Annotated in this window: 18 protein-coding genes and 2 riboswitches; of the genes, 11 read left to right on the top strand and 7 right to left on the bottom strand. The window is 40.5% G+C overall.

Features of this window, described 5'->3' with window-relative positions:
* Window positions 1-129 precede the first annotated feature (129 nt).
* Both AC4PID_RS07085 and AC4PID_RS07080 read left to right on the top strand, forming a co-directional pair.
* The gene (locus tag AC4PID_RS07085; RefSeq protein ID WP_492134871.1) at window positions 130-2,940 is read left to right on the top strand and encodes an ATP-binding protein; all 2,811 of its coding nucleotides are present in this window, start codon (window positions 130-132) and stop codon (window positions 2,938-2,940) included.
* 16 nt (window positions 2,941-2,956) lie between these two features.
* Window positions 2,957-4,627, top strand: a complete 1,671-nt coding sequence (locus tag AC4PID_RS07080) for a formate--tetrahydrofolate ligase (protein ID WP_492134870.1) — start codon at window positions 2,957-2,959, stop codon at window positions 4,625-4,627.
* A 150-nt stretch (window positions 4,628-4,777) separates the two neighbouring features.
* Here the strand turns inward: AC4PID_RS07080 and AC4PID_RS07075 are convergent, their stop codons facing one another.
* Entirely contained in the window at window positions 4,778-5,566 is a 789-nt protein-coding gene (locus AC4PID_RS07075) for a CPBP family glutamic-type intramembrane protease (protein WP_492134869.1), read from the bottom strand.
* Window positions 5,567-6,102: 536 nt separating this feature from the next.
* Between AC4PID_RS07075 and AC4PID_RS07070 the strand changes: the two genes are divergently transcribed.
* The 7 genes from AC4PID_RS07070 to AC4PID_RS07040 all read left to right on the top strand — a co-directional run bounded on the left by AC4PID_RS07070 (window position 6,103) and on the right by AC4PID_RS07040 (window position 13,595).
* On the top strand, window positions 6,103-6,789 hold the full coding sequence (locus AC4PID_RS07070) for a DUF554 domain-containing protein (protein ID WP_492134868.1): 687 nt from the start codon (window positions 6,103-6,105) through the stop codon (window positions 6,787-6,789).
* A gap of 385 nt (window positions 6,790-7,174) precedes the next feature.
* Window positions 7,175-8,476: an NCS2 family permease gene (locus tag AC4PID_RS07065; RefSeq protein WP_492134867.1), complete on the top strand. Its 1,302-nt coding sequence runs from the start codon at window positions 7,175-7,177 to the stop codon at window positions 8,474-8,476.
* Window positions 8,477-8,621: 145 nt separating this feature from the next.
* A complete protein-coding gene (locus AC4PID_RS07060) occupies window positions 8,622-9,593 on the top strand; it encodes a DNA glycosylase (protein WP_492134866.1) in 972 nt (323 codons plus the stop codon).
* 41 nt (window positions 9,594-9,634) lie between these two features.
* Complete coding sequence (locus AC4PID_RS07055) at window positions 9,635-10,852, top strand: EAL and HDOD domain-containing protein (protein WP_492134865.1); 1,218 nt, start codon at window positions 9,635-9,637, stop codon at window positions 10,850-10,852.
* Between the two features lie 152 nt (window positions 10,853-11,004).
* The gene (locus AC4PID_RS07050) at window positions 11,005-11,262 is read left to right on the top strand and encodes a co-chaperone GroES (protein WP_492134864.1); all 258 of its coding nucleotides are present in this window, start codon (window positions 11,005-11,007) and stop codon (window positions 11,260-11,262) included.
* 142 nt (window positions 11,263-11,404) lie between these two features.
* The gene (gene groL / locus AC4PID_RS07045) at window positions 11,405-13,036 is read left to right on the top strand and encodes a chaperonin GroEL (RefSeq protein WP_492134863.1); all 1,632 of its coding nucleotides are present in this window, start codon (window positions 11,405-11,407) and stop codon (window positions 13,034-13,036) included.
* Between the two features lie 274 nt (window positions 13,037-13,310).
* Complete coding sequence (locus AC4PID_RS07040; RefSeq protein WP_492134862.1) at window positions 13,311-13,595, top strand: DUF503 family protein; 285 nt, start codon at window positions 13,311-13,313, stop codon at window positions 13,593-13,595.
* A 98-nt stretch (window positions 13,596-13,693) separates the two neighbouring features.
* Here AC4PID_RS07040 and thiT read toward each other — a convergent pair whose 3' ends face one another.
* The 4 genes from thiT to AC4PID_RS07020 form a co-directional block, all read right to left on the bottom strand.
* On the bottom strand, window positions 13,694-14,233 hold the full coding sequence (gene thiT, locus AC4PID_RS07035) for an energy-coupled thiamine transporter ThiT (protein WP_492134861.1): 540 nt from the start codon (window positions 14,231-14,233) through the stop codon (window positions 13,694-13,696).
* A 118-nt stretch (window positions 14,234-14,351) separates the two neighbouring features.
* Window positions 14,352-14,452, bottom strand: a riboswitch (TPP riboswitch).
* A gap of 173 nt (window positions 14,453-14,625) precedes the next feature.
* Window positions 14,626-14,991 (bottom strand): PilZ domain-containing protein, encoded by a 366-nt coding sequence (locus AC4PID_RS07030; RefSeq protein ID WP_492134860.1) that lies wholly within the window; start codon window positions 14,989-14,991, stop codon window positions 14,626-14,628.
* Between the two features lie 583 nt (window positions 14,992-15,574).
* Entirely contained in the window at window positions 15,575-17,641 is a 2,067-nt protein-coding gene (locus AC4PID_RS07025; protein ID WP_492134859.1) for an ABC transporter ATP-binding protein, read from the bottom strand.
* A gap of 8 nt (window positions 17,642-17,649) precedes the next feature.
* Window positions 17,650-19,407, bottom strand: coding sequence for an ABC transporter ATP-binding protein (locus AC4PID_RS07020; protein WP_492134858.1), 1,758 nt, complete (start codon window positions 19,405-19,407; stop codon window positions 17,650-17,652).
* 267 nt (window positions 19,408-19,674) lie between these two features.
* A riboswitch (purine riboswitch) is annotated at window positions 19,675-19,773 on the top strand.
* A gap of 111 nt (window positions 19,774-19,884) precedes the next feature.
* Between AC4PID_RS07020 and guaB the strand changes: the two genes are divergently transcribed.
* Window positions 19,885-21,354 (top strand): IMP dehydrogenase, encoded by a 1,470-nt coding sequence (guaB, locus tag AC4PID_RS07015; RefSeq protein WP_492134857.1) that lies wholly within the window; start codon window positions 19,885-19,887, stop codon window positions 21,352-21,354.
* Between the two features lie 90 nt (window positions 21,355-21,444).
* Window positions 21,445-22,977, top strand: a complete 1,533-nt coding sequence (gene guaA / locus AC4PID_RS07010; protein ID WP_492134856.1) for a glutamine-hydrolyzing GMP synthase — start codon at window positions 21,445-21,447, stop codon at window positions 22,975-22,977.
* A 155-nt stretch (window positions 22,978-23,132) separates the two neighbouring features.
* On the opposite strand, the gene AC4PID_RS07005 is transcribed toward guaA, so the two are convergent.
* Together AC4PID_RS07005 and AC4PID_RS07000 are read right to left on the bottom strand one after the other, a co-directional pair.
* On the bottom strand, window positions 23,133-23,999 hold the full coding sequence (locus AC4PID_RS07005) for a nitroreductase family protein (protein WP_492134855.1): 867 nt from the start codon (window positions 23,997-23,999) through the stop codon (window positions 23,133-23,135).
* On the bottom strand, window positions 23,989-24,729 hold the full coding sequence (locus AC4PID_RS07000) for an NADPH-dependent oxidoreductase (protein ID WP_492134854.1): 741 nt from the start codon (window positions 24,727-24,729) through the stop codon (window positions 23,989-23,991). The genes AC4PID_RS07005 and AC4PID_RS07000 overlap by 11 nt, the downstream gene beginning before the upstream one ends.
* Window positions 24,730-24,889: the final 160 nt, after the last annotated feature.

Here is a 24,889-nt window from a genome sequence, read left to right as displayed (position 1 = left end):
CTATAATGGCATCATCATATTAAGCCAGAATTTAACGAATTAAAAACCTCTTTTCACAGACACTTTCGTTTTGAATGGAGGTTTTTAATTAAGTATTTGCTATGTATATAAATTTGTAATGAGGCGTGTATGAAAGTATCTATCAAACTCTTCGGTAAACCACATGTAAAAATTGATGGGCAATTAATTGAGATTTCACTTAAGAAAAGTGAAGCGTTACTCTATTATATTGCTTATGAAAAGCGCGTTTCAAGAGATGAGCTCGTAGGGCTCATATGGTGTGACGTACCGGATGCCACAGCAAAGAAAAATCTCAGAAACAGCTTGTACCGCCTCAAAAAAGACTTAGACTTCGAACTCTTTGACTGTCCAAACAAGCACATGGTTGAGATGGGGAAAAGTGTCGATATCGAGATTGACATCGACGGTGACGAACGTTACTTTTTAGAGCAATACCAAGGTCGTTTTTTAGAAGCCTTTGCCATAAAAGAAGCAGAAGGGTTTGAAAAGTGGCGATTAGAGGTTGAAAATGCCCTTAATCAAAAGTATCTAAAACTTGCCCAAGGTAAGATTGACCAGTTGATACAGGATGAAGCCTATGATGAAGCGCTTGTCATCGCAACTGTGATGCATAGAATTGATGAATACGATGAGCTTTCAAGTCGCCAATTGATGACGCTTCATTATCATTTAGGACAGTACAAACAGATTACCGAGGTCTATAACAATTTAAAAACTTTGCTAGATGAAGAAATGGGTATCCAGCCAGATAAGTTAACTCGGGATCATTATTATAGCTTGATATACAGCCCAAAAACCGATGAAAAGGAACAAAGTGCGTACTTTGGGAGATTAAAAGAAGCGGAAATCATTGAACGAACATTACATCAGACGGCTATTGGTCAAAATAGACAGTCGATTATCGTCAGTGGAGAAGCTGGGGTCGGCAAGACAAAGCTTCTTGAATCCTGCCTAAGTCGATATAAAAGTACCTTTAAAGTTTTAAAGGCCACTTGCTATCCAGCAGAATCAGGTTATGCTTACAAGGCGTGGAATGACATTTTTATGCAACTTTCTAGTCTTTTGGAAGAGCAAAGAATTGAGATGCCACTATTCGCTAAGCAAGTGCTAACGAAATTTTTCCCGGGATTTGATGAGTGGTCAGCTAGTCAGTCAATGGAAAATCCAGAAACCATTAACTCAGACTATTTAGAGAAGTTGACGATGAAATTGTTTGATCGCCTCCTGAAGAAAACGCGATTGGTCGTCTATGTAGATGACCTACAGTGGATGGACCCAATGAGCTTAAGGTTATTGCTTAGCTTGGTACATCATGTAGAGGGCTTCGTATTTGTTGCAACTGTAAGGAATGAGTTTTCGGAGACCTTAGATGATTTTATGGGTCAGCTTTATAAATATGATCGAATGCTGTTGATTTCTTTAGATCGCTTTTCGGAAGAAGAGTCATATGCCTTTATGGATTATTTGACCGATCGCCCGCTTAGCATCGATCAGAAAAAGCAAATCTATAATGAGTCTGAAGGGAATGCCTTCTTTATAGTAGAAGGTTCAGTTGCGATTCAGCAGGACCTAGCAGATCGCAGACATCGATTTAAGGGTATCCTCGATTCACGTTTTATCGGTCTGGAAGCACATGAAGTAAAGCTCATCAGCATGCTATCGATGTTTTTCGATGAACTTGACTTTGAATTGCTTTGTAAACTCTATATCACAGACGAAGATACGTTACTTGAAACCATTCAATCACTTAAGAGAAGATATTTGATTAAAGAGATTGAGGGAGAAACGAGCTTAAAGCTAAAGTTTACACATCATAAATTAAGGGAGCACGTCTACGGTCAAACACCTGCCACTAAAAAAAGGATCTTACACAATAGAATTGGTAGCCTTTTAGAAGAAGGGTTGACTGGGGATTCTAAGGACTTGCTACTTTATCAAAAACTGATTTATCATTACGAAAGTGCTGGCAATAACGTTAAGCATCTGACGTATTATCTTAAATATCTAAAAGCGTATTTCGATTTTAGCCATGAGCTTTATCCTGAAGTGAATTCTCAGGTTCAAGTGGTTATGGATCGACATCCAGAGGATTATTTTAAAGAGCTTGAGCTTATCTTTGATCGCATTGATGAAGATGCTGCAACTCTGACACTAAGAGGTCAGTTTATTCATATGAAGGCACGCTACTTTATAAGAAATGGTGCTTATGAAGAAGGGATGCATTTGGTAGATGAACTGATAAAGATTGCAAGTGAGAGTGGTGATGAGGAGCTTTTATTTAAGGCATATGTTCAGTGGTTCTATTACTTGATTCAGACGGAACACACACTGCAAATGCCTGAAGTAATTGAAAAGCTTTCTGAGTTACACCGATCTTTAAAAAATGATGCCGTTTTACTGAGATTGATGGGTATAAGTAGCTTGATGTCCGGGCGATATGAAGAGGCGAGAGTTTACTTTTCTGATTCTATTGTAGGATTTGAAAAGCTAGGCAAATCAGGTCGATATATGCTAAACATCGCAGCCGCTTATAACTATATATCTGAAGCTTTTAGAAGGCAAAATCGCCTTGAGGAAGCTTTGGCTGAAGTAGAACGTGCAATTGAGCTCTGCAAATTACAGAATATTATTAGAGGTGGTTCTATCTTTAATACAAATGCAGGGATTATCGCCTTCCAAATGGGAGAAGAGGCTTTGGCAAAACATTATTTTGAAGAAGCTCTTAAACATTTTGAAACCGTAGATACACTTTGGCGAAGAAGTGAAGCCGAAGGCTATCTAGGGGTTATATTAGTAAAAAACGGACATGAAGCAAGAGGGCGACATTATTTAGCTGAAGCTAAAAAACACGCTCATATCATGGGAACACCTGAAACGATCAAGTTAATAGAAAGTCTAGAAAACACATTAATTGGATAACTGAAAGGGGATTTTTATGAAAACGGATGTTCAAATTGCTCAAGAAGCTCAAAAGATGCACATTAGGGAAATTGCTAAAAAAGTTGGCGTTTCTGAAGACAGTCTTGAGCTATACGGTAACTACAAGGCGAAGGTTGATCTTGAGGTGCTTCAAAGTAAGAAAGATGCACCAAATGGCAAGTTAATCCTTGTAACCGCTATTAATCCAACTGCAGCTGGTGAAGGTAAAACAACTGTAAACGTTGGTCTTAGTATGGGACTTAACAAAATTGGCAAACTAACCTTTACTGCTCTAAGAGAACCATCACTTGGACCATGCTTCGGCGTTAAAGGTGGCGCTGCAGGCGGTGGTTATGCTCAAGTAGTTCCTATGGAGGACATCAATCTTCACTTTACTGGTGATATTCACGCAGTAACAACAGCTAATAACTTGTTATCTGCACTAATTGACAATCATTTACACCAAGGCAATCCTCTTGGCATCGATCCGAACAGAATCACTTGGCGTCGTGTTGTAGACATGAACGATAGAGCGCTTCGTAATATCGTCGTTGGCCTAGGTGGAAAAACAAACGGCGTTACAAGAGAAGATGGTTTCGATATCTCGGTTGCATCTGAAGTTATGGCAATTCTTTGTCTTGCAGATGATATTACAGATTTAAAAGCAAGACTTTCAAAGATGATCATCGGTTACACCTATGCAAACAAACCAGTAACTGCAGCGGATTTAGATGCAGTGGGCTCTATGGCGCTTTTATTAAAGGATGCAATAAAACCTAATTTAGTTCAAACATTAGAAAATACACCAGCATTTATCCACGGTGGACCATTTGCAAATATCGCGCATGGCTGTAACTCTGTTGTTGCGACTAAGACTGCACTCAAACTTGCAGATTATGTCGTTACAGAAGCGGGCTTCGGCGCTGACCTTGGAGCGGAAAAATTCTTTGATATCAAATGTCGTTTTGCTGGTCTTGAGCCAAGTGCAGCAGTTGTCGTTGCAACTGTAAGAGCGCTTAAAAAACACGGTGGTGTTGGCAAAAACGATCTTGGTGTTGAAAACTTAACGGCATTATCTGAAGGCTTTGAAAACTTAAAGCGTCATGTTGAAAACGTGCGTAAGTTTGGCGTACCAGCAGCTGTAGCGATCAATGAATTCCCAACAGACACGGCTGCAGAAGTAGAATTATTAAAATCAAAATGTGCTGAAATTGGTGTGGAAGTTGTCTTAACACAAGTTTGGGCAAAAGGTGGCGAAGGCGCAGTTGATCTTGCAAACAAAGTAGTAGAGATTGCAGAATCAGGCGTTGCTAAATTCAAACCACTTTATGAGCTTGACATGCCGATCGTTGAGAAAATTCAAACCATCGCTAGAGAAATCTACAGAGCAGATGGCGTTGAGTTTAGCTCAAAAGCACTTAAAAATATCAAGAAATTTGAAGAAGACGGCTTAGGCAACTTGCCGATCTGTATGGCAAAAACACAATATTCTTTCTCAGATGATCCAGATCTTTACGGCGCACCTACTGGCTTTAAAATCTCGATTAACGATGTAAAAGTATCTGCAGGCGCAGGCTTCATTATTCCGATGGCAGGCGATATCATGAGAATGCCTGGACTTCCAAAAGTGCCAGCTGCAAACAGAATTGATATCCTTGAAGATGGAGAAATCGTGGGATTATTCTAAGTTTGATTTACTTTCACAGATACGCAAAGTATAAAATGAAAGATTAACTTATAAAATATAAGAGCCTAAATACGAGTCGTGGAGAGCCCTTTGGCCAAGCCAACCGGGATCGGAGCGAGTCGTATTTAGGCTCTTTTTCTAACCTTAAAATTAATTCTGAGGTATTTCTTTTTTGTTTGCAAACTGTAGAACGATTACTGTGATTAGTAAAATGATAAAGTTGATCCATCGTCCAGTGTTGCTTTGCCAGTAAGGTAGAACGGCAGCGGTTGTGTTGGCGATTGCATGTAAGTAGATGATTAACCATAAACTCCCTTTTGATTTTTGATAAAGCCACGTATAAACAAAAGTGATCAAGGTATTTTGTAGCATAAATTGATAAATTGGCAGATTGGATTGCACTGTGTTTTCCATGAAGAATAAAGGAAGGTGCCATAAGCTCCATAAAGCACCGAGTAAAAGTGTTGTTTTAAATGGAGACATTAATTTGACCATTCTCGGATAGGCAAACCCACGCCATCCCAGTTCTTCACCGAATGCACCACCAATAAATAGAATTTGAAGAAAAACCAAAGGTACCATCCAAACAGGAGGCACATTTGTGGGGTTAAACCCTTGATCAAATACATAGGTCAAATAGTAAGATAATCCACCAGTAGCAAAAAAGTAGATGGGTATAGCGAATAACCATAGTTTATTAAACCTGAGTGAAAAACGTTTCTTTAAATGAGCTTTAAATTGATCGCCCAACGACCTTTTGAGCAATATTAAACCAACAATTGACGGTGTAAAACTTGCCATCATGCTAATAATAAGTAGAAAAACAGGTACTTGATAGTCCAAAGCGTTTAAAACTGAAGGTAACCACAACAACCAAGTAATTAAAAATGTTAATATAAAATATAGTCCGACTTCTTTGACGATCTTCTTTTGCTCCATAAGCCCCCCATTTTCTTTGAATGTTCACCTAAATGATAATACTTATCTATACATATACCTGACATTTATATAGTTGTAACACCTAATAAGGCTTTCTAACGAAATTCTAACCATTTATCTGTTTGATTCATAATTACCACCGTAGGCTTTGCCTCCCACACTAGTAGCGGAACACCATATGAATCAGTTTCACGTTAGCTGGACAGATGAGCGAGATATAAGAACACCGAAGAGACCTTTTGATTCATAATTACCACCGTAGGCTTTGCCCCCAACCTAGTAGCGGAACACCATATGAATCCGTTTCGCATTAGCTGGATAGATGAGCGAGATATAAGAACACCGGAGAATCCTTTAGTTCACTAACCGGATTCGGAGGTGTACTTATATCTCGCTCATCTGTCCAGCTACCCAGTAAAAAGATTCAAAAATTTCCGCTTGCTTATTCTCGCCGAACTTGATACCATAAGTAATAATATTTTCAACATTTTTCGTACATTAAAATATGCTACTATAATAAGTAAGAAGGTGAAGTTATGTTGGGAACGATTGTAAATGCCATAGCGATAATAGCAGGGAGTTTGATTGGACTTCTCGTTAAAGGTGGATTACCTGAGCGGATCAGCCAAACCGTTATGCAAGGCGTTGGACTATGTGTCGCATTAATAGGGGTGTCTGGTGCGCTTGAGGGTACGGATTACCTCATGAAAATTATATTGTTTATCGTGGCGGGCAGTTTGATTGGCGCATGGATTGACATTGAGCAAAAACTAGAAAAGTTAGGCGACCATTTGGAGAAAAGATTTTCAAAAAGTGGCTCTTCCTTTAGTAAAGGCTTTGTAACCGCAAGTCTTTTGTACTGTGTTGGTGCAATGGCGATTATGGGTTCTCTTGAAAGTGGTCTTAATGGCAATCATGAAATTCTTTTTGCAAAATCCATACTGGATGGGATTATCTCTATCGTACTAGCATCCACTTTGGGAATTGGCGTTGCGTTTTCAGCAGTGACTGTGTTTATCTACCAGGGTTCTATTACATTACTTGCAAGCGGACTAACCTCTATACTTACAGATGAAGTCGTCGTTCAGATGTCTGCAACTGGTGGTCTCTTAATTCTTGGTCTGGGCTTATCTATGGTACTTTCTACCAAGGTTAGAGTAGGGAATATGCTTCCTGCGGTGCTTTTACCAATGCTTTACGCTTTTGTCATGACGTTTTTATAAACCGAATAATAGAATAAGTGAAAGCTTAATTGTTTGTTGTTTTCTAAGTAAATGACTTAGAAGGCGGAATAATTAAGCTTTTTTTCATATTTACGAACAAAACAATGTTTTTATAGGGGGATTTGTGTGTGAATAGTGCGAATTTTATGAATTTGACAGGTGATTTTAAAACGAAAGTACGTATTCCCATAAATCGTTTAGAGAATATTAACAATACAAGTTGTCCTAAAAGCGGACAAAATCCGATTGTTTTGTAATTAAAATACAGTACAATTAACAAAAAGACGAAAAATACTTCAAAAATCGAAAATAATATTTGTGTTTTTACGAACGATTTGGTACAATCTATTTTGTAAGAACGAAATTATTGGAGGTTATATTTATTATGGAAAAAAACGTCGGTTTCTTTGAGAAAGTATTTAGACTCAAAGATCATGGTACAAATGTTAAGACAGAAGTTTTAGCTGGTCTTACAACTTTTATGACGATGGCATATATCTTAATCGTCAATCCACTTACTTTAAATGCAGCAGGTCTTGACATGGGCAAAGTGTTTACAGCGACTGCAGTTTCTTCTTTAGTTGCAACACTTGTTATGGGTCTTTTAGCTAACTTACCATTTGCACTTGCTCCTGGTATGGGTCTTAATGCATTCTTCGCGTACACTGTCGTACTTGGTATGGGTAAATCTCCAGAGTTCGCGTTAACAGCAGTATTTTTAGAAGGTCTTATCTTCATTTTATTATCATTCTTTAACGTACGTGAAGCGATCATCAACTCAATTCCACAAAACATTAAAAAAGCAATTTCTGTTGGTATTGGTCTTTTCATCGCATTCATCGGTCTTGTAAATGCTGGCATCGTAATCCAAGGTGGTGCAATTTTAACACTTGGCGATATTACTTCAGGTACAGCATTACTTGCTATCATTGGTTTAGTTATCGCAGGTATCTTACTTGCGTATAATGTAAAAGGTGCACTATTCATCGCAATTATCTTAACAACAATCATCGGTTACCCAATGGGTATCACAACATTCCCAGACAAAATAGCATCTATGCCTGCTGCACCTTATTTCTTTGATTTTGCTTGGAGCGATATTCTATCACTTGATATGTTCGTCGTATTATTTACATTCTTATTCGTAGATATCTTCGATACTGTTGGTACATTGGTTGGCGTTAGTACAAAAGCTGGCTTAATCAACGAAAAAGGCGAAGTGCCAAAAGCAAAACAAGCTCTTTTAGCAGATGCAATCGGTACAACTTTCGGCGCGATCCTTGGTACTTCTACAGTTACAACTTATGTTGAATCAGCTTCTGGGGTTTCTGAAGGTGGTAGAACTGGTTTAACTGCTGTTACAACTGCTGTATTCTTCGGTATTGCTTTATTATTCTCACCATTATTCATTATGATTCCTGGTGCTGCAACTGCTCCAGTTCTAATCTTAGTAGGTTTATTCATGATGAGCCCAGTAACTGAAATCAACTTCCACGATTTCACTGAAGCAATCCCAGCATTCTTAACCATCATTATGATGCCACTTTCATACTCAATCTCAGACGGTATCGTATTTGGTGTTATCTCTTATGTAGCATTAAAATTAGCAAGCAAAAAATTCAAGGATGTTACACCAGTTACACTTATTCTTGCAGTATTATTCATCCTTAAATTTATCTTCTTATAGGATTCATAAAGTCACTTAAATAGGACTTATAGGACGCTAGACTCAAAGCTTCACTTTTCGCTAAGATTAGTGAAGCTTTTTTGTTTTTAATGTGATTTTAAGCTATAATGATAATGTACGAATATTTGTAATTTAGAGGTTATCCATGCAAACTGACGGTCGTTTTCAAATTCCATATATAACAGAAATTACGATAGAAACCAGCGACTTTGATTTGGAGAAGACATTATTTTCAGGACAGGCTTTTAGATGGCAAAAGACCGATGACGCATATCGAGGCTTTATTGATCAAACCTTCGTGATTGCTTATGAAAAGACTTTATCTGATTCAAGTAAATTTGATGCTTCAGATGATTTGGTTGATCCAGATGATTTAACTGAACCGAAGGATAGAGAGCCTTTAAAAGAGGTGCAAAAACGAAGACGATTTGGATTTAAACTCTATGGTGAACGATTAACAGAGGAGCGTATTCGAACCTACTTTGACTTAAACAGAGATTACGCACCCATTTTGCGCGCCTTGTCTGAAAAAGATGAGCATCTAAATGCAGCAATTGCGTATGGAAAAGGCCTTCGCATCATGAAGCAGCCTGAGTTTGAAATGCTGATTACCTTTATTCTATCGAGCAACAACAACATCCCTAAAATCGCCATGACGGTTGAAGCATTATGTGAGAAATTCGGACGTTATCTCGGTGATTTTGAAGGAAAGTCACTCTATGGATTCCCAACGGTGATGGATCTAAAAAACGCCTCTGAGGACGATTTGAAGGTAAAGGCCATAGGCTATAGAGCTAAATCAGTTTATGAAACCGTAAAGACGATTGTTCACGGACAGATCGATCTCAGCACTGCATACACATTATCGCATGAGGATCGAATTAAATGGCTGGAACAATTTTATGGTGTAGGACTTAAGGTCGCAAGCTGTATCGCTCTCTTTGGCTATGCAGATGATACCGCTTTTCCAGTAGACACTTGGGTAAAAAAGGTGCTCGCTCAGCTATATGGCGTAGAGAAAGGGCATGAAGCATTTGTAAAACAGTATTTTGATGAACACCCAGGTATTGCACAACAGTACTTGTTTTATTATATAAGAGAGGCAAAGAATACTTAAAAGGGATTAGTTGATGCAGTCGCATTAACAGAGGGTACATTATGGAAGTTTTTTTGGCGAGGCAGCCAATATTTGACACGAGCTTAAAGGTTGTGGCATATGAGATTCTTTATAGGAGTGGCAATAAAAATACATACGACATTAGCATCAATGGGGACTTGGCAACGGCTTCTGTCGTAATAGATGCTCTTATCAACTTTGGTATAGGGCAGCTTGCAGGTGAAAAAGGCGTCTTTGTGAATTTTACTCGAAATTTACTTGTTGAGAATTTGCCATTTGTCTTTGAACCCGATCGATTAACAGTTGAAATTCTAGAAACCTTAGACGTCGATGAGCTATTAGTGGAAAAATGTCGCATTTTAAAAGAAAGAGGTTATACCATCGCACTGGATGACTTTACTGGTGACAATCGCTTTGATGATTTAATGCCCTATGTGGACATCATTAAGGTTGATTTCTTAGTATTACAGTCAGAAGGTAGACAGTATATCGCGGAGAAATATTTACCGTTAGGTGTAAAACTCCTCGCAGAAAAAGTGGAGACCAACGAGGACTATCTTGAAGCAGTCGATCTGGGCTATCACTTCTTTCAAGGTTACTTTTTTGAAAAACCGATTATCTGTAAGAGCAAGGGAATTAGTCACAGCTCGTTGAGGTATATGTCATTGCTCAACGAGACCATGAGTGAAGAACCAGATTTTAATCACTTAGCTGAAATCATCAAACAGGATTATAGCTTAACTTATAAACTGCTAAGGCTGATCAACTCGCCAGCTTTTTATACCGTTCAGGAGATTACCTCAGTTAATCATGCGCTGACACTTTTAGGACTTAACGAAATTCGAAAGTGGACGACCCTTATATTACTAAAGGATATTTCAGAGGATAAACCAGACGAACTGCTTAAGGTATCGCTTTCAAGAGCCTTGTTTGCAGAGAAGCTTTCCGTACTGTTTGGCATGGACAATCGTTCAACAGAAGCGTTTTTGCTTGGACTGTTCTCATTGATAGATACCGTTTTAGAAAAGCCGGTTTATGATATTATTGAGCCATTGCCACTTCATGATGATATTAAGTGTGCCATGATCGGTGGTAACAACACCTTCCATGAGATTTTAAGGCTGATCAAGCATTACGAACTCGGCAATTGGGACATTGTTATCGACATAGAGGAGCAAAACCATTTGTCCTCGGAGCGTGTAAATGACTACTATCTGGCAGCTGTATCTGAGGCGACCAATTTGTTTAACCAAATGTAAACGAACTGTGAATTTATTAGCACTCTATGCAAATGAGTGCTAAAAAATTGTTGATTTTTTGACCCCATTATATTAGAATAAGTCTAGAAATGCATTATTAAAAAATCGCCCATTGTGGCTGACCAAATACTCAAATCAATAGGAGGTAAAGAATGTTAAGACCATTGGGAAAAAGAGTGATTATTAAAAGATTAGAAGCAGAAGAAAAAACAGCAAGCGGTATCGTGTTACCGTCACAAGCAAAAGAGAAACCGCAAATGGCAGAAGTTGTAGCGGTGAGCAGTGAAGTTACGGATGTAAAAGTAGGCGATACGGTCGTATTTAAAAAATACGTTGGTACTGAAATCAAAGTAGATGGAGAAGAAGTGACAATTTGTGAATTGGCAGATATTTTAGCAGTTATGGAATAATGCATTTCGGAAATTAACATTATCTTAAATTATAGAGCTTTAAGTTAAAAATAGTAGTTTGACTACTAGAAAAAGTTTGGTTTTTAGTATTAAAAGTAATTGCATTTGAATTCAAAGTAAATTAAATCAACAGGAGGATATTATGGCAAAAGATATCATGTTTGGCGAAGATGTCAGAAAGAAATTAGAAGCTGGCGTAGACAAATTAGCGAATACGGTAAAAGTAACTTTAGGACCTAAAGGTAGAAATGTTATTTTAGATAAAAAATTTGGTGCACCACTGATTACAAATGATGGTGTAACGATTGCAAGAGAAATTGACCTTGAAGATCCATACGAAAACATGGGCGCTCAGCTTGTAAAAGAAGTTGCAACTAGAACCAACGATGTGGCTGGTGATGGTACTACAACAGCGACTTTACTTGCTCAAGCAATCATCAGAGAAGGCGTTAAAAACGTAGCGGCGGGTGCGAACCCTATGATCCTTAAAGGTGGTATCGAGAAAGCTGTGGCAGCTGCTGTAGAAGTGATTAAAAGCGAAAGCGTATTAATCGTTAATAAAAAGGATATCGCTGACGTAGCGTCAATTTCGGCTGCTGACAGAAACATCGGAGAATTAATCTCTGAAGCGATGGAGCGTGTAGGTAAAGATGGCGTTATCACAGTAGAAGAATCTAAGACTTTCGGAACACAGCTTGAAGTGGTTGAAGGTATGGAGTTTGATAGAGGATTCGTATCTCACTACATGGTAACTGATGCTGAAAAAATGGAAGCGCTTTTAGACAACCCATATATCTTAATTACAGATAAAAAAATCAACAACATTCAAGAAATTCTACCATTACTTGAGCAAATCGTACAAAGTGGTGGCAAGCTATTAATCATCGCTGAAGACATTGAGGGTGAAGCACTTACAACTTTAATCCTCAATAAGCTTAGAGGTACTTTTGAGTGTATCGCAGTTAAAGCACCAGGCTTTGGTGATAGAAGAAAAGCGATGCTTCAAGATATCGCAATCTTAACTGGTGGCACAGTAATTACTGAAGAGCTAGGCTACGAGCTTAAGTCAGCTTCTCTTGATATGCTTGGTAGAGCAAAATCAGTTAAAATCAATAAAGACAATACGACCATCATCGACGGTATGGGTGAAAAAGCATTAATCGATGAGCGTGTAAGACAAATAAAAGTTCAAATGGAAGAAACAACTTCTGAATTTGATAAAGAAAAACTTCAAGAACGCCTTGCTAAAATCGCAGGCGGTGTTGCAGTGATCCAAGTTGGTGCAGCGACAGAAGTTGAAATGAAAGAAAAGAAACTTAGAATTGAAGACGCACTTAACGCAACTAGAGCAGCAGTTGAAGAAGGTATCGTTCCTGGTGGTGGTACTGCTCTTATTGGCGCTATCGCAGCTGTAAATGCTTTAATTGAAACATTAGAAGGCGACGAAAAAACAGGTGCACTTATCATCGCAAGAGCACTTGAAGAACCAGTTAGACAAATCGCAATCAACGCTGGTCTTGAAGGATCAGTTGTCGTTGAAAAAGTGAAAAACGCTACAGCAGGTATCGGCTTCGACGCACTAAAAGGTGAGTACGTAGACATGATCAAAGCGGGTATCGTTGACCCAACTAAAGTGACACGTTCAGCACTTCAAAACGCAGCTTCTATTTCAGCGATGTTCTTAACCACTGAAGCAGCAGTAGTAGATGTTAAGTCAGAAAATGACATGGCAGCTATGGCTGGTGGCATGGGCGGTATGGGCGGCATGATGTAATCAAATATTAAATCAAACATTAAAACAAACATTAAAACAAAACGCTTTCATTCTCTATGGGTGAAAGCGTTTTTTTTTGAAGAACATTCTCCTTATGTCACAATCGTTTTTACTAGCCACAATCCCCCTTGTGGTAAAATATGTGAACTTGATGCCCGATGATTTAAACTTGTACATGTAGCGGTATAGAGTATGATAGACTTGAGGGGAAATATTCCGTCAAAATGAAATGCTAAAAAGTAAAATCAACATGAAAAGTTAAAGGGGTGATTCTGTGGTACAGATCGGCTATATCAAGTTAAACCTTTCAGCAAACTGGATTAACTCCCTGAAGGATAGAAGACAAGTGGCTCAAAAGCTGAGGGATAAAATAAAAAATGACTTTAACGCTTCTGTGAAATTGATTTATCCTGAGAGTATTAGAACGTTTGAGCTTTATGTTGTCTTGCTTTCTGATACATCAGACTATATCTTTCAGGTGTCAGATCAAATTGAAGCGACAGCTCAAACGCACTATGATCTAAATGTGACGATGGAGGTTGATGTTAATCAATGGTAAAAAAAGCAACCTCAGCGCTGTTCATACACTGAGGTTGCTTTTTTAGGTTGGCTATTTCATTAAAGTATTTTAATTACATTTAATACAGTTTTACAAAGTTATTTAAGCTGATCCACTGGTTTTCTTAAAAGTAAGAACACAGCAAGTGAAATGATAAGCTCAGGTAACATATATGAACCATTGTAGATCATAGAATAGTAGATTGGGTTCATTCCTTCTGGTGCATATGCTGCAAAGAAGATAAATCCAGATAAAAAGTGAGCGATAAAACGCATACTAAGTGCTACTACCGCACCTAAAACCACATTTGATAAAGCGCTGCCTTTTTTAGCGAAAAAGCCAAATAGACCGATGAAGCCAAATGCAAGTGGGTAGTCAAGAATGACTGAAAGTGGGTGAGCTGCATACGGTTCGATGATGAACTGTAAAAGGCCATAGATTGCACCGACAAATAAGCCTTGTGCACCGCCCCATCTGTAAGCAAATACCATGATAGGCACCATGCTTGCTGCAGTAACAGAACCACCGTTAACCCAAAGTGGCGTTTGGATTTTCAAGTAGCTTAAAACAGTTGCGATGGCGATCATCATTGCGCCTTCGACGAGCATTTTAGTTGAAATGCTTGATTTTCTTTCCATGAAAGATACCTCCATTTAAATAGTCCGCTTGGTTTTGCGGGATCTAAATGATTCTTGGGTGTCAAATGAAATCTAAAAAACAAAAGACCATGCTTGGGGAATCCAAACATGGTCAAAATTTTCATTCTTCCACACTTTCCTCCGCTAGCTCTAACTAGTTCAGGTTCAAAGGGTTACGCTTTTGCGCTCTCAGCCATGAGGGCACCCCTAGGTGAATCATTTCTTAAGTTGTATTACAGGGATAGCATAGCACATTATGAGGCAAAAATCAATTCTGAGTGGTGGGAATTTAAGATATGAATGGAAACTGTGGCAGATCACACTACCTTCTCCTAATCCGGTTGGCTGGCCAAAGGATTCTCCGAAGGTAGTGTGATCTGCCACAGTTTATCTTACATATGCGTTAAATTTTGGTGGATGGTGATTTCTTTTTCTTTACTAATAATTTGCTGTAAGTGTCTGAAGAGCATATTGTTGTGACCGATTATTTCTAATCCGTATCGATGAAAAATGCCGTTTGTGTTATGCCATACGATCTTGGTCATAACGCGATAGGGATAATCTTCTATGTACAGTGTGAATTCTAAAATTGAGGCTTCAAGTCCAGCTTTTTTAGTTAAAACCCCCATACCGCCCAATGAAATATCGTAAACCTCAAAGGTATAAGGCTCTTCTAATATCGTCAGCTCTCCCTTTGAATCATAAAGACGATAAACCTCGATCTTACTTCTAAAAAAGACTCTCTCATGTACTCTCATGTGGAAATACCCCTGAATTAGAAATGTATGTATTATACCCTAATATTATAGGTGTAAAATTTATAAATAGAAATACAAACTATGTGAGTTTTCAATATATAAAGAAAACTTCATAAATCTACGTAAATCCTTTGGCTCACAGGCCGGATTCGAAGGGGAGAGATTTAAATGCATTTTAATTTATTTTAATTCATATCTCTTTATCCTCCCAAGAAGCGCATTAAACCCTTTTCCCTTTTCATTTTAAAACATATCATCACTAAACTTAGATACTATGACATAAAAAAAGAGTTGTAAATCAATCCACGCAGAATCCTTTGGCTTACGGGCCGGATTCGAAGGGGGGTTATTTAATCTCTTTTTTCAATTCATATCTCTTTAACCTCCCAAGAAGCGCATTTAATCCCTTATCTCTTTAAAACATATCATCTGTAAACTTAGATACTATGACATAAAAAAAGAATTGTAAATCTAACCACGTAGAATCCTTTGGCTAGCCAACCGGATTCGAAGGGGATAGATTTAAATTCTTTTTTAATTCATATCCTAATTACCACATCAATATCTTCAAAGGTAAAAGGGTTTAAATCCCTTCCCCCTCACTGTACTGCAGCCTATAAAGGTCATAATACATGCCCTTATGTGCAAGTAGTTCTTGATGTCTGCCCATCTCTTTGATTTCACCTTTACTCATCACTATGATCTTGTCGGCGTGTTGTATGGTGGAGAGGCGGTGCGCCACGATAAGGGTGGTGCGACCCTGTATGATTTTGTTGATCGCATCTTGGATGAGCAGCTCGGTCTCTGTATCGATGTTAGAGGTTGCTTCATCTAGGATGAGGATGCCGGGCTCGAACACTAAGGCACGGGCGAACGAGAGCAGCTGGCGCTGTCCAGCGGACAGCGTGGCACCGCGCTCGACTACGGGCTCGTCATAGCCTTTTGGTAGTCTTGAGATAAAGCGGTCGGCATTGACATAGGTTGCCACCTCTTTGATCTGTGCATCGGTGATGTCGTTGTTGTAGAGTCTAATATTGCCCTTGATATCGCCTGAGAATAAGAAGACGTCCTGTAGCACGATGCCGATGTGCTTTCTAAGTGCCATTTTGTCGATGTGTCTAATATCCACACCATCTACTGTGATGCGGCCCTTTTGAATGTCGTAAAAACGATTGAGGAGACTGATGATCGTCGTCTTACCAGAGCCTGTCGCACCGACAAGGGCGATGGATTCACCTTTAGCCGCTTTAAAGCTGACACCTTTAAGGACATAGTCTTCTTCGGTTTTAGGTTCCTTCATATAGCTGAACCATACATCTTCAAATGCGATTTCACCCTTAAACTCTCCCACAGGGAAAGGTAGAGGCATCTGAGGATCAGGAACAGCTGTTTTTTCATCCAATAGCATGAAGATGCGCTCTGCACTTGCCATAGAAGACTGAAGGATGTTGAACTTTTCACTTAAGTCCATGATGGGTCTAAAAAATTGCTGTGTATAGGTGATGAATGCCACAAGAACCCCTAGTTCTACGGTCTTGCTCATCGCATCCCCGCCACCAAACCAAAGGAGTAAAGCAAGTGAAACGGAGTAAGCCAAGTTCATAGTCGGTCGAAAGATCGCATAGACGTGTGTCTCTTCGATCGAGCTCTTTAAAAAGTCCGAGTTGATGTGATCAAAATCATCGTAGATGCCTTTTTCCTTGTTGAAGATTTGGATGATTTTCATACCGTTGATGTTTTCGGCTAGAGTTGCATTGATTCTCGCAAGCTTAACCTTAACCGCCCTTTGTACCTCTCTCGCCCTTTTTCTGAAGATAGAAGCTGCGATGATGACAAATGGCATGGTGCTAAAGCAGATTAAAGTCAGCTTGATATCGATAGAAATCATGACCACCACGATGCCGAAAAGCAAGGTGAAGTCCTTGATCGAGGTGACGAGCACGTTGGTAAACATCTCGTTGATGTTTTCCATATCGTTGCTGACACGAGTTACCAAACGCCCAACTGGGTTTTTATCGAAAAAGCTAAGGCTCATGTTTTGAATGTGGTTAAAGAGCTCCTCACGCATACTGTAGACGATTTTCTGGCTGGCATAGTTTAAAAGATACGTATGGCCAAAAGAACAGAAAAAGCTGAGTAGCAAGATGATGCCCACCGTGATGGACAATGTAAAGATTTGATCCTTATTATGTGCCTTCACCTGCTGGATAAAACCATCGTTAAGTGATAAAACAGGATACGTGGCTTCATCTAAAGTAGCTGTCCCTGTACTTAGGTCCAAACTAAAATCCTTTAGACTCTTTGTTTTGCTCATACCCACGATCATATAAGTGCTGCCTTCTTCGGTATAGAGGATGGCAGGCGTATACATTTCCTTATTATAAGTCCCCTTTATACGGTCGAGTAGCGTTGGAACGATGATGTTGCTGTTATCGGTATAAACCACTTGCTGCGTCGGTGCGATGTAGTCGTCGATGGCTACCTTTGTCACGAAAGGGATCGCCAAATCCACAACGGTGACAAAGAGCATCAAAATGATGCTAAGGAGTAAAAGTGCAATTTGAGGTCTAGCGTATTTCAGCAGACGCTTCATGATATTGCCGTCAAACGACTTTTCTATCTCTTGTTCGTGATGGATCGTTTCAGACATTTTTCCTCCTAAGCTTCCGTCAATTTTTCTTCGAGTAATTGTTTGCTATACATATCTGCATACAAGCCATTGAGTGCTAATAGCTCAGCGTGTGTGCCCCTCTCAGCGATGGCGCCGTCTTCGAGGACGATGATTTGATCTGCGTGTTGAATCGTTGAGATTCTATGCGCGATGAGAATGCTGGTGGTTTGCGACAGCGTTTCCTTAAGGTGCGTTAAGATGCTTTCCTCAGTCTTCGTATCTACTGCGGATAACGAATCGTCTAGGATTAGAATTTCAGGTTTTTTAGCCAGTGCTCTCGCAATAGAGACACGCTGCTTTTGTCCACCTGACATATTGACGCCACGCTCACCGAGCTCAGTGTCATAGCCCTTAGGAAAGTCCATGATCTCATCGTGGATGTGGGCGATCTTTGCGAAGTGGCTCGCTTCCTCTTGTGTGATGTCCGCTCGACCGAAACCGATGTTATATGAGACGGTTTTGGAGAACAGGAAGTTATCTTGAGGTACGTAACCAATCATATCTCTTATCTTCTTAATAGGCACTTGATTGATATCGTAATCGCCTAGGTTGATTTTCCCCTCAGGTACTTCGTATAGCTTTAGGAGGAGGTTTACCAGCGTGGTTTTCCCAGCGCCTGTTTTCCCAACCACCGCTAAAGTTTCGCCTTCGCCAACTGTAAAGCTGATGTCCTTAAGTGCTGGTGTTTCCGCCCCTGGATAGGTGAAGGTAAGGTCTTTGACGGTCAGCTTAGGTTTAACCGCATAAGCTTCCAGTAAAGTATCGATGACCTCGCCATCTACGATTTCAGCAGGCGTTTCAAGGATGGCATTAATTCTTCTCAGTGAAACCTGACCACGCTGTAGCTGATTATAAACAAAGCCCAGCGCCATCATCGGCCATGATAGCATCCCCACATAGGTGAGAAACGCCACAAAGCTACCGATAGAGATAACGCCGTCCAGTACGAGGCTACCGCCGTAGATCATACCGATCAGTGTACTCATCATAGCGATAAAGCCGACCATAGGATGCACGAGTCCGAAGAGCTTCGCGAGCTTCACGTTTTTGCGGAAGACCTGATGGTTCTTTTCATTAAAGTGACCGAGTGACGGTTTCTCTTGTATAAAGGACTTGATGATGCGCACGCCTGAAAAGTTTTCCTGTGCCACATCCGATAGGTCTGAGAAAGCTTCTTGAACTGATTTAAAGCGATCTCGAACCTTTTTTCCCATGGTTATAATAAAGAAGGCAATCAATGGCATTGGGATCAAAGCGATCAACGTCAGTTTAAGATCTACCTTCACGATCATTAAAACGATGGTCATAATCCCCATAAAGATGGCATCTACCATCATGATAACACCGCCGCCGAATGCGTTACGAATCGCGGAGATGTCGTTGGTACAGTGTGCCATGAGGTCGCCTGTCTTGTGGTGATTAAAGTAGTTGAGTGACATTTTTTCAAAGTGCTCGAACACTCGGTTTCGCAGCCAGTATTCTAGTCTTTTCGCTGTGGTAACGATGGTCATACGCCAGCCATAGCGACCGATGGCCACCAGCACAGCGATCAACATAATATAGAAGATGTACTTCAGCGTTAGGCCAGAGGTGAGCGTACCTGCCTTTAACTGATCTGTAAAGGCACCTATGATCAGTGGTGTCATGAGCTGGAGCGCATCGATAATCATCAATAGCCCAATCCCAAATATGTACATTTTAATGTGTTTTCGCATGAAGCCTGCGACGTATCTAAAATCGTTCATGTAAATCCTCCGAATTATTTAGGGACACTGTGTATCTATTGTAACATATATTATATAGGAGAAAAAACGATTTTGACAAAAAATAAGAACAAATGTTTGTACCTCTAAGCACCTTGTTTTGTAACAGCTTAGCACGTTTTTATACATATAAAAAAAAATTAACAAAAAAGCCACACCTTCACAGGTTGACAAAGGGGTTATAAAATGATAATTTAGTGTTTAATATTAAAGCAATTCAACTTAATACGCATTCATTAAACGAACGTTTATGATAAAAGACAATGCACTCATATAATTCCAAAAAAACGGCTTGGAAGTCTCTACGCGGTAGCCAAATATCGTACTATGGGTTGATCTTTTAATTTTTTGTATGCTGGGTCTATGTGCATAAAAAGATTATTAGGACAACCTGAGGGTTGTCTTTTTTTTTTTAGTCATTACAACTTATGATTTAGCGTCAAAAATTGGGAGGAGCAAATGGAAGGCAAATTGGTTAAAGAGGGTTTAACGTACGATGACGTACTACTTATTCCTCAAAAATCGGCAGTATTACCACACACAGTTAACATTAAAACGAAGCTTACAAAGAAGATTACACTTAATGTACCTATCGTCAGCGCAGGTATGGACACGGTTACAGAGTCTAAGCTTGCCATCGCCATCGCACGTGAGGGCGGTATCGGTATCATCCATAAGAACATGAGCATCGAACATCAAGCGCTTGAAGTAGATAAAGTTAAGCGTTGCGAACACGGCGTTATCGTCGATCCATTCTCACTCACACCCGATCACAAGGTAAAAGACGCAGAGCAGCTTATGGCGCGTTACCGTATCTCTGGTGTGCCTATCGTAAACGAAAAGCACCAACTCGTGGGCATCATCACCAACCGTGACATCCGCTTCGAACCAAACATGGAAGCTGATATCAAGGATGTCATGACAAAAGACAATCTCATCACTGCACACGCGGACATCTCTATGGAAGACGCAGGCAGTATCCTTAGAAAACACAAAATCGAAAAATTACCTCTTATAGATGAAAACAACGTTTTAAAAGGTCTAATCACCATTAAAGACATCGAAAAACAAGTTAAATACCCAAACAGAGCAACTGACAGCAGAGGCAGACTTTTAGCTGGCGCTGCAGTAGGGATTGGCTCAGATATGATGGATCGCGTAGCGGCTCTTGTAAAAGCTGGCGTAGACGTGGTTGGTCTCGACTCAGCACATGGACACAGCGTGAACATCATCGAAGCAGTGAGAACGATTAAGAAAGCTTATCCAGAGCTCGACGTTATCGCAGGTAACGTAGCGACTGCAGAAGCGACGGTTGACCTGATCGAAGCAGGTGCAGACTGTGTTAAAGTGGGTATCGGCCCTGGTTCAATCTGTACAACACGCGTAGTTGCAGGTATCGGCGTTCCGCAAATCACTGCTGTCTACGACTGTGCAATGGCGGCAAAACCATATGGCATCCCAGTGATCGCAGATGGCGGTATCAAGTTCTCAGGCGATATCCCTAAAGCCATCGCAGCAGGCGCAGATGTGGTAATGCTTGGCTCACTTTTCGCAGGTACAGAAGAAAGCCCTGGCGAGATCGTTATGTATCAAGGCAGAAGCTTTAAAACATACAGAGGTATGGGCTCTACAGCGGCTATGGAAGCGGGCTCGAAAGACCGTTACTTCCAAAACGAAACCACAAAATTCGTACCAGAGGGCGTTGAAGGTCGCGTGCCTTACAGAGGCTACCTCAAAGACATCATCTATCAGCTCATCGGCGGTCTTAGATCAGGTATGGGTTACTGCGGTACTGGTACGATAGAAGATTTACAAAACAACGGCAAGTTCATTCGCATCACAAACGCTGGCCTCAAAGAATCGCATCCACATGATATCGCGATTACAAAAGAGCCACCAAACTACAGCATTTCAAGCAGTGATAAGTAATTAAGAGCATCTATGGGAAGGCGTGCATTCGCCTTCCAGTCATGTTATGATAAATGAAACCTATAAAATTCCCGAAATTGGAGGAACCCAATGAATAATGAACTCGTGATCATCGTGGACTTCGGTGGTCAGTACAACCAGCTTATCGCGAGACGTGTCCGCGAATCTGGCGTTTACAGTGAAGTCGTTTCATGGCGACATGCACTAGAGAAAATCAAAGAAAAATCGCCGAAGGGCATCATCTTTACAGGTGGTCCTAACTCGGTTTATCTAGAAAATGCACCCACACTCGATGCAGAAATATTCGAACTAGGGATTCCAGTTCTCGGTATCTGCTACGGTATGCAGCTGATGGCACACAAGCTCGGCGGTGTCGTAGACAGAGCGAAACAACAAGAGTACGGTAAAATCAAACTCGACATTCAGTCGCATGCAGATTTATTCAAAGATGTAACCACTGGCGCACAATGCTGGATGAGCCACTTTGACTACGTTAAAGAAGCACCAGCAGGATTTGAAGTCATTGCAACGACAGACAACTGTCCAGTAGCGGCGATGAAAAACCCAGAGAAAAACCTCTACGCAGTGCAGTTCCACGCAGAGGTTGAACATACACCATTTGGTAGAACCATGATCAAGAACTTCCTTTACGAAGTTTGTGGCTGTAAAGGCGACTGGAACATGGGCGACTTTGCAGTGAACATGATCCAAAAGATCAAAGAAACTGTAGGCGATAAGAAAGTACTTTGCGGTCTTTCAGGCGGCGTTGACTCTTCTGTTGCAGCGACTATGGTGCACCAAGCAGTTGGCGATCAACTCACTTGTATCTTCGTCGATCACGGACTTTTAAGAAAGAACGAAGGCGATGAGGTAGAAAAGGTATTTGCAGATGAGTTCCACATGAACTTTATCAGAGTAGACGCAAAAGAGCGTTTCTTAGGTAGACTTAAAGGCGTGTCTGATCCTGAAACCAAACGTAAAATCATCGGCGAAGAGTTTATCCGAGTTTTCGAAGAAGAAGCTAGTAAACTTGAAGGCATCGATTACCTCGTTCAAGGTACAGTGTATCCAGACGTTATCGAAAGCGGTACAGACACTGCAGACGTCATCAAAAGTCACCACAACGTAGGCGGTCTTCCAGACGATATGCAGTTTGAACTCATAGAGCCACTAAGAGACCTTTTCAAAGACGAAGTAAGACGCGTTGGCGAAGAAGTCGGCGTTCCAGGCCACATCGTATGGCGCCAACCTTTCCCAGGTCCAGGTCTTGCCATCCGTATCCTAGGCGAAATCACTGACGAAGCCCTACACCTAGTGCGTGAATCAGATGCCATCCTTAGAGACGAAATCGCTAAAGCTGGCCTCGACAGAGAAGTATGGCAATACTTCACCGTCCTTCCAAACGTCCGATCAGTTGGCGTTATGGGCGACGAGCGTACCTACTCACATGCCATCGGCATCCGAGCAGTAACCTCGATTGACGGTATGACTTCTGACTGGGCGAGACTGCCATATGAAGTATTAGACAAAATTTCATCCCGTATCGTGAATGAAGTACAAGGGGTTAATCGTATTCTTTATGATGTTACGAGTAAGCCGCCAAGTACGATTGAGTGGGAATAATCGTAAAATTGAAGAAGTGCACAAATTAATATAAAAAAAAGGCAGTTGAGAGTAAAATTATTCTCAGCTGCTTTTTTATATAAATGGAATAAGTTCAAAGCTACTTTCCTAAAGAGAAAGATCATTATAGAGACCAAATCAAAAGATGGCTTCGATTAACCGACAAAGGATATGATGTATTCGCTATCGTCACTATTGTCTAATTCAGTATCCCTTAATTTTTCAAAGTGACCGGGAATACCTTGGGCCTGAACCATGGCATCAAAATGACAAATGGCAATACCCATGTCCACCCGTTGAATATCATAACTAAGGGCCTTGGCATAACCCTTGGTGGGCTTTAAGTAAAAATGTACTGTGTTGTCATCTAGCACTGCACGCCAAGGCTGTTTATTAGATGCAGACGGTCCAAGTCGAACCATTTCAAGGGCTTGAGCATACTTTCCTGCTTGGGACATGGTAAGGGGACTGCCATAAGTGTCTTTAAAAAACAAACTTTCAAAGGGCAATCGATTATTGGAACCGGCTATACCTCGAATCATTTGGCCAACAAGGCCAGCTTTAGCTGCGGGTACACCCAAAGGGATGACAATGGGAAGTATTTCGTTACCTTGCAGCTGCATAGCTGCGGCGAACTGACTTTTATTAAATGTACCACCTAGCCAGCAAGTGCCAATACCTTCTGATTGGGCTTGTAAAACGGCATACTCCATATCAAAACCAAGGGCTTCTAAGTGGTTATCACCAAGTGTCATGGCACTTAAGAGGTATGTGTTGGCGCCTTTTATAACCCCATAAGTACCTAATTTCATGTTATCGTCTGACGTATTGCTATTTTCGATGATATTAAAACGATGGTCTGACTTAAAGGGGTTGCGACCGGTGTTAAGGGCATGCAAGATTCGGGCCTGAGTTTCCTGTGTAACGGGGATATCCTTGAAGCCTCTTGTAGACCTTCTGGCGCGGATGATACCCTCTGCATCGGCAAGCCAGTTTAAGGTTTGGGTTTGATTATTTAGCATTTTCAAATCCTTGTTGTTTGAGAGTAGGATAAACCTTAGGGAAGTAAACAAATTTATAGGTACCAGCAACCCCTTGGCTCCAGTTTCTATTGGATTCACCACCCGTGCGTGCCACCATATAGTCTGACATTTGTTGGTCATAAGCTTTTAGTGCTTCTGACTGGTCTGGGTTGTAGGTGTTATCATGTTTGAAGATGCTTAGAGGAATACGGGGCTTCATTTCTGACATATCCTCTGGGTAGCCTAAAACTAGGCCTGCTACGGGGTAAACACGTTCAGGTAACTCAAACAGGGCAATCATTTCTTCAGGGGATTTACGTATACCACCAATGGGTACAGTACCTAAGCCTAAGGATTCAGCAGCACCGATAGCTGTACCCAATGCTATGCCCACATCCACACTGCCAACCATGATGGATTCAATGCTTTCTGTGATGACAAGGTCTTCACCATTTAACTTGGCTGCTAAGTGAGCACGGTGATAATCCATTACAAATAAAAGAAAAACTGGGGCTTGGTCAATCCATGTTTGCCCTCCAGCGTATTCGGCGACTTTAGACTTTTTTTCTTTGTCAGTGACCACAATCACACTGACCTGTTGGCCGTTAATGGATGTGGGGGCATGATGAATAGCCTTAATAATTGCATCGAGTTTTTCTGCTTCGATGGGGTTGTCTTTGTATTGACGAATGGATCTATGATTGAGAAATGTGTTAATGGTTGAATTCATATTTTGCTCCTTTAGCGAGTATTATTTAAAAAATGAACTTTAGTTCAGTATTTATAATCTCATCATAGCCACAAGGTCTGTTTTTGTCAAGAAAAAAATGAACTTTAGTTCAATTTATTTTGACCTTATGACCCGTTCATGCTAAAATAAGGTACGAAAA

It is taken from the genome of Fusibacter sp. QWL-12, from assembly GCF_058683495.1.
The sequence above is the reverse complement of the archived record's forward strand: the minus strand, read 5'-3'. Positions and strand labels throughout refer to the sequence as shown.

Bases quoted from the DNA above. Each gene is read 5' to 3' on its own strand.
- AC4PID_RS07055 (WP_492134865.1), top strand. From the start codon at position 9,635: ATGGAAGTTTTTTTGGCGAGGCAGCCAATATTTGACACGAGCTTAAAG.
- AC4PID_RS07080 (WP_492134870.1), top strand. From the start codon at position 2,957: ATGAAAACGGATGTTCAAATTGCTCAAGAAGCTCAAAAGATGCACATT.
- AC4PID_RS07050 (WP_492134864.1), top strand. From the start codon at position 11,005: ATGTTAAGACCATTGGGAAAAAGAGTGATTATTAAAAGATTAGAAGCA.
- guaB (WP_492134857.1), top strand. From the start codon at position 19,885: ATGGAAGGCAAATTGGTTAAAGAGGGTTTAACGTACGATGACGTACTA.
- AC4PID_RS07030 (WP_492134860.1), bottom strand. From the start codon at position 14,991: ATGAGAGTACATGAGAGAGTCTTTTTTAGAAGTAAGATCGAGGTTTAT.
- AC4PID_RS07085 (WP_492134871.1), top strand. From the start codon at position 130: ATGAAAGTATCTATCAAACTCTTCGGTAAACCACATGTAAAAATTGAT.
- AC4PID_RS07060 (WP_492134866.1), top strand. From the start codon at position 8,622: ATGCAAACTGACGGTCGTTTTCAAATTCCATATATAACAGAAATTACG.
- AC4PID_RS07025 (WP_492134859.1), bottom strand. From the start codon at position 17,641: ATGTCTGAAACGATCCATCACGAACAAGAGATAGAAAAGTCGTTTGAC.
- AC4PID_RS07020 (WP_492134858.1), bottom strand. From the start codon at position 19,407: ATGAACGATTTTAGATACGTCGCAGGCTTCATGCGAAAACACATTAAA.
- AC4PID_RS07005 (WP_492134855.1), bottom strand. From the start codon at position 23,999: ATGCTAAATAATCAAACCCAAACCTTAAACTGGCTTGCCGATGCAGAG.
- thiT (WP_492134861.1), bottom strand. From the start codon at position 14,233: ATGGAAAGAAAATCAAGCATTTCAACTAAAATGCTCGTCGAAGGCGCA.
- AC4PID_RS07065 (WP_492134867.1), top strand. From the start codon at position 7,175: ATGGAAAAAAACGTCGGTTTCTTTGAGAAAGTATTTAGACTCAAAGAT.
- AC4PID_RS07000 (WP_492134854.1), bottom strand. From the start codon at position 24,729: ATGAATTCAACCATTAACACATTTCTCAATCATAGATCCATTCGTCAA.
- guaA (WP_492134856.1), top strand. From the start codon at position 21,445: ATGAATAATGAACTCGTGATCATCGTGGACTTCGGTGGTCAGTACAAC.
- groL (WP_492134863.1), top strand. From the start codon at position 11,405: ATGGCAAAAGATATCATGTTTGGCGAAGATGTCAGAAAGAAATTAGAA.
- AC4PID_RS07070 (WP_492134868.1), top strand. From the start codon at position 6,103: ATGTTGGGAACGATTGTAAATGCCATAGCGATAATAGCAGGGAGTTTG.
- AC4PID_RS07075 (WP_492134869.1), bottom strand. From the start codon at position 5,566: ATGGAGCAAAAGAAGATCGTCAAAGAAGTCGGACTATATTTTATATTA.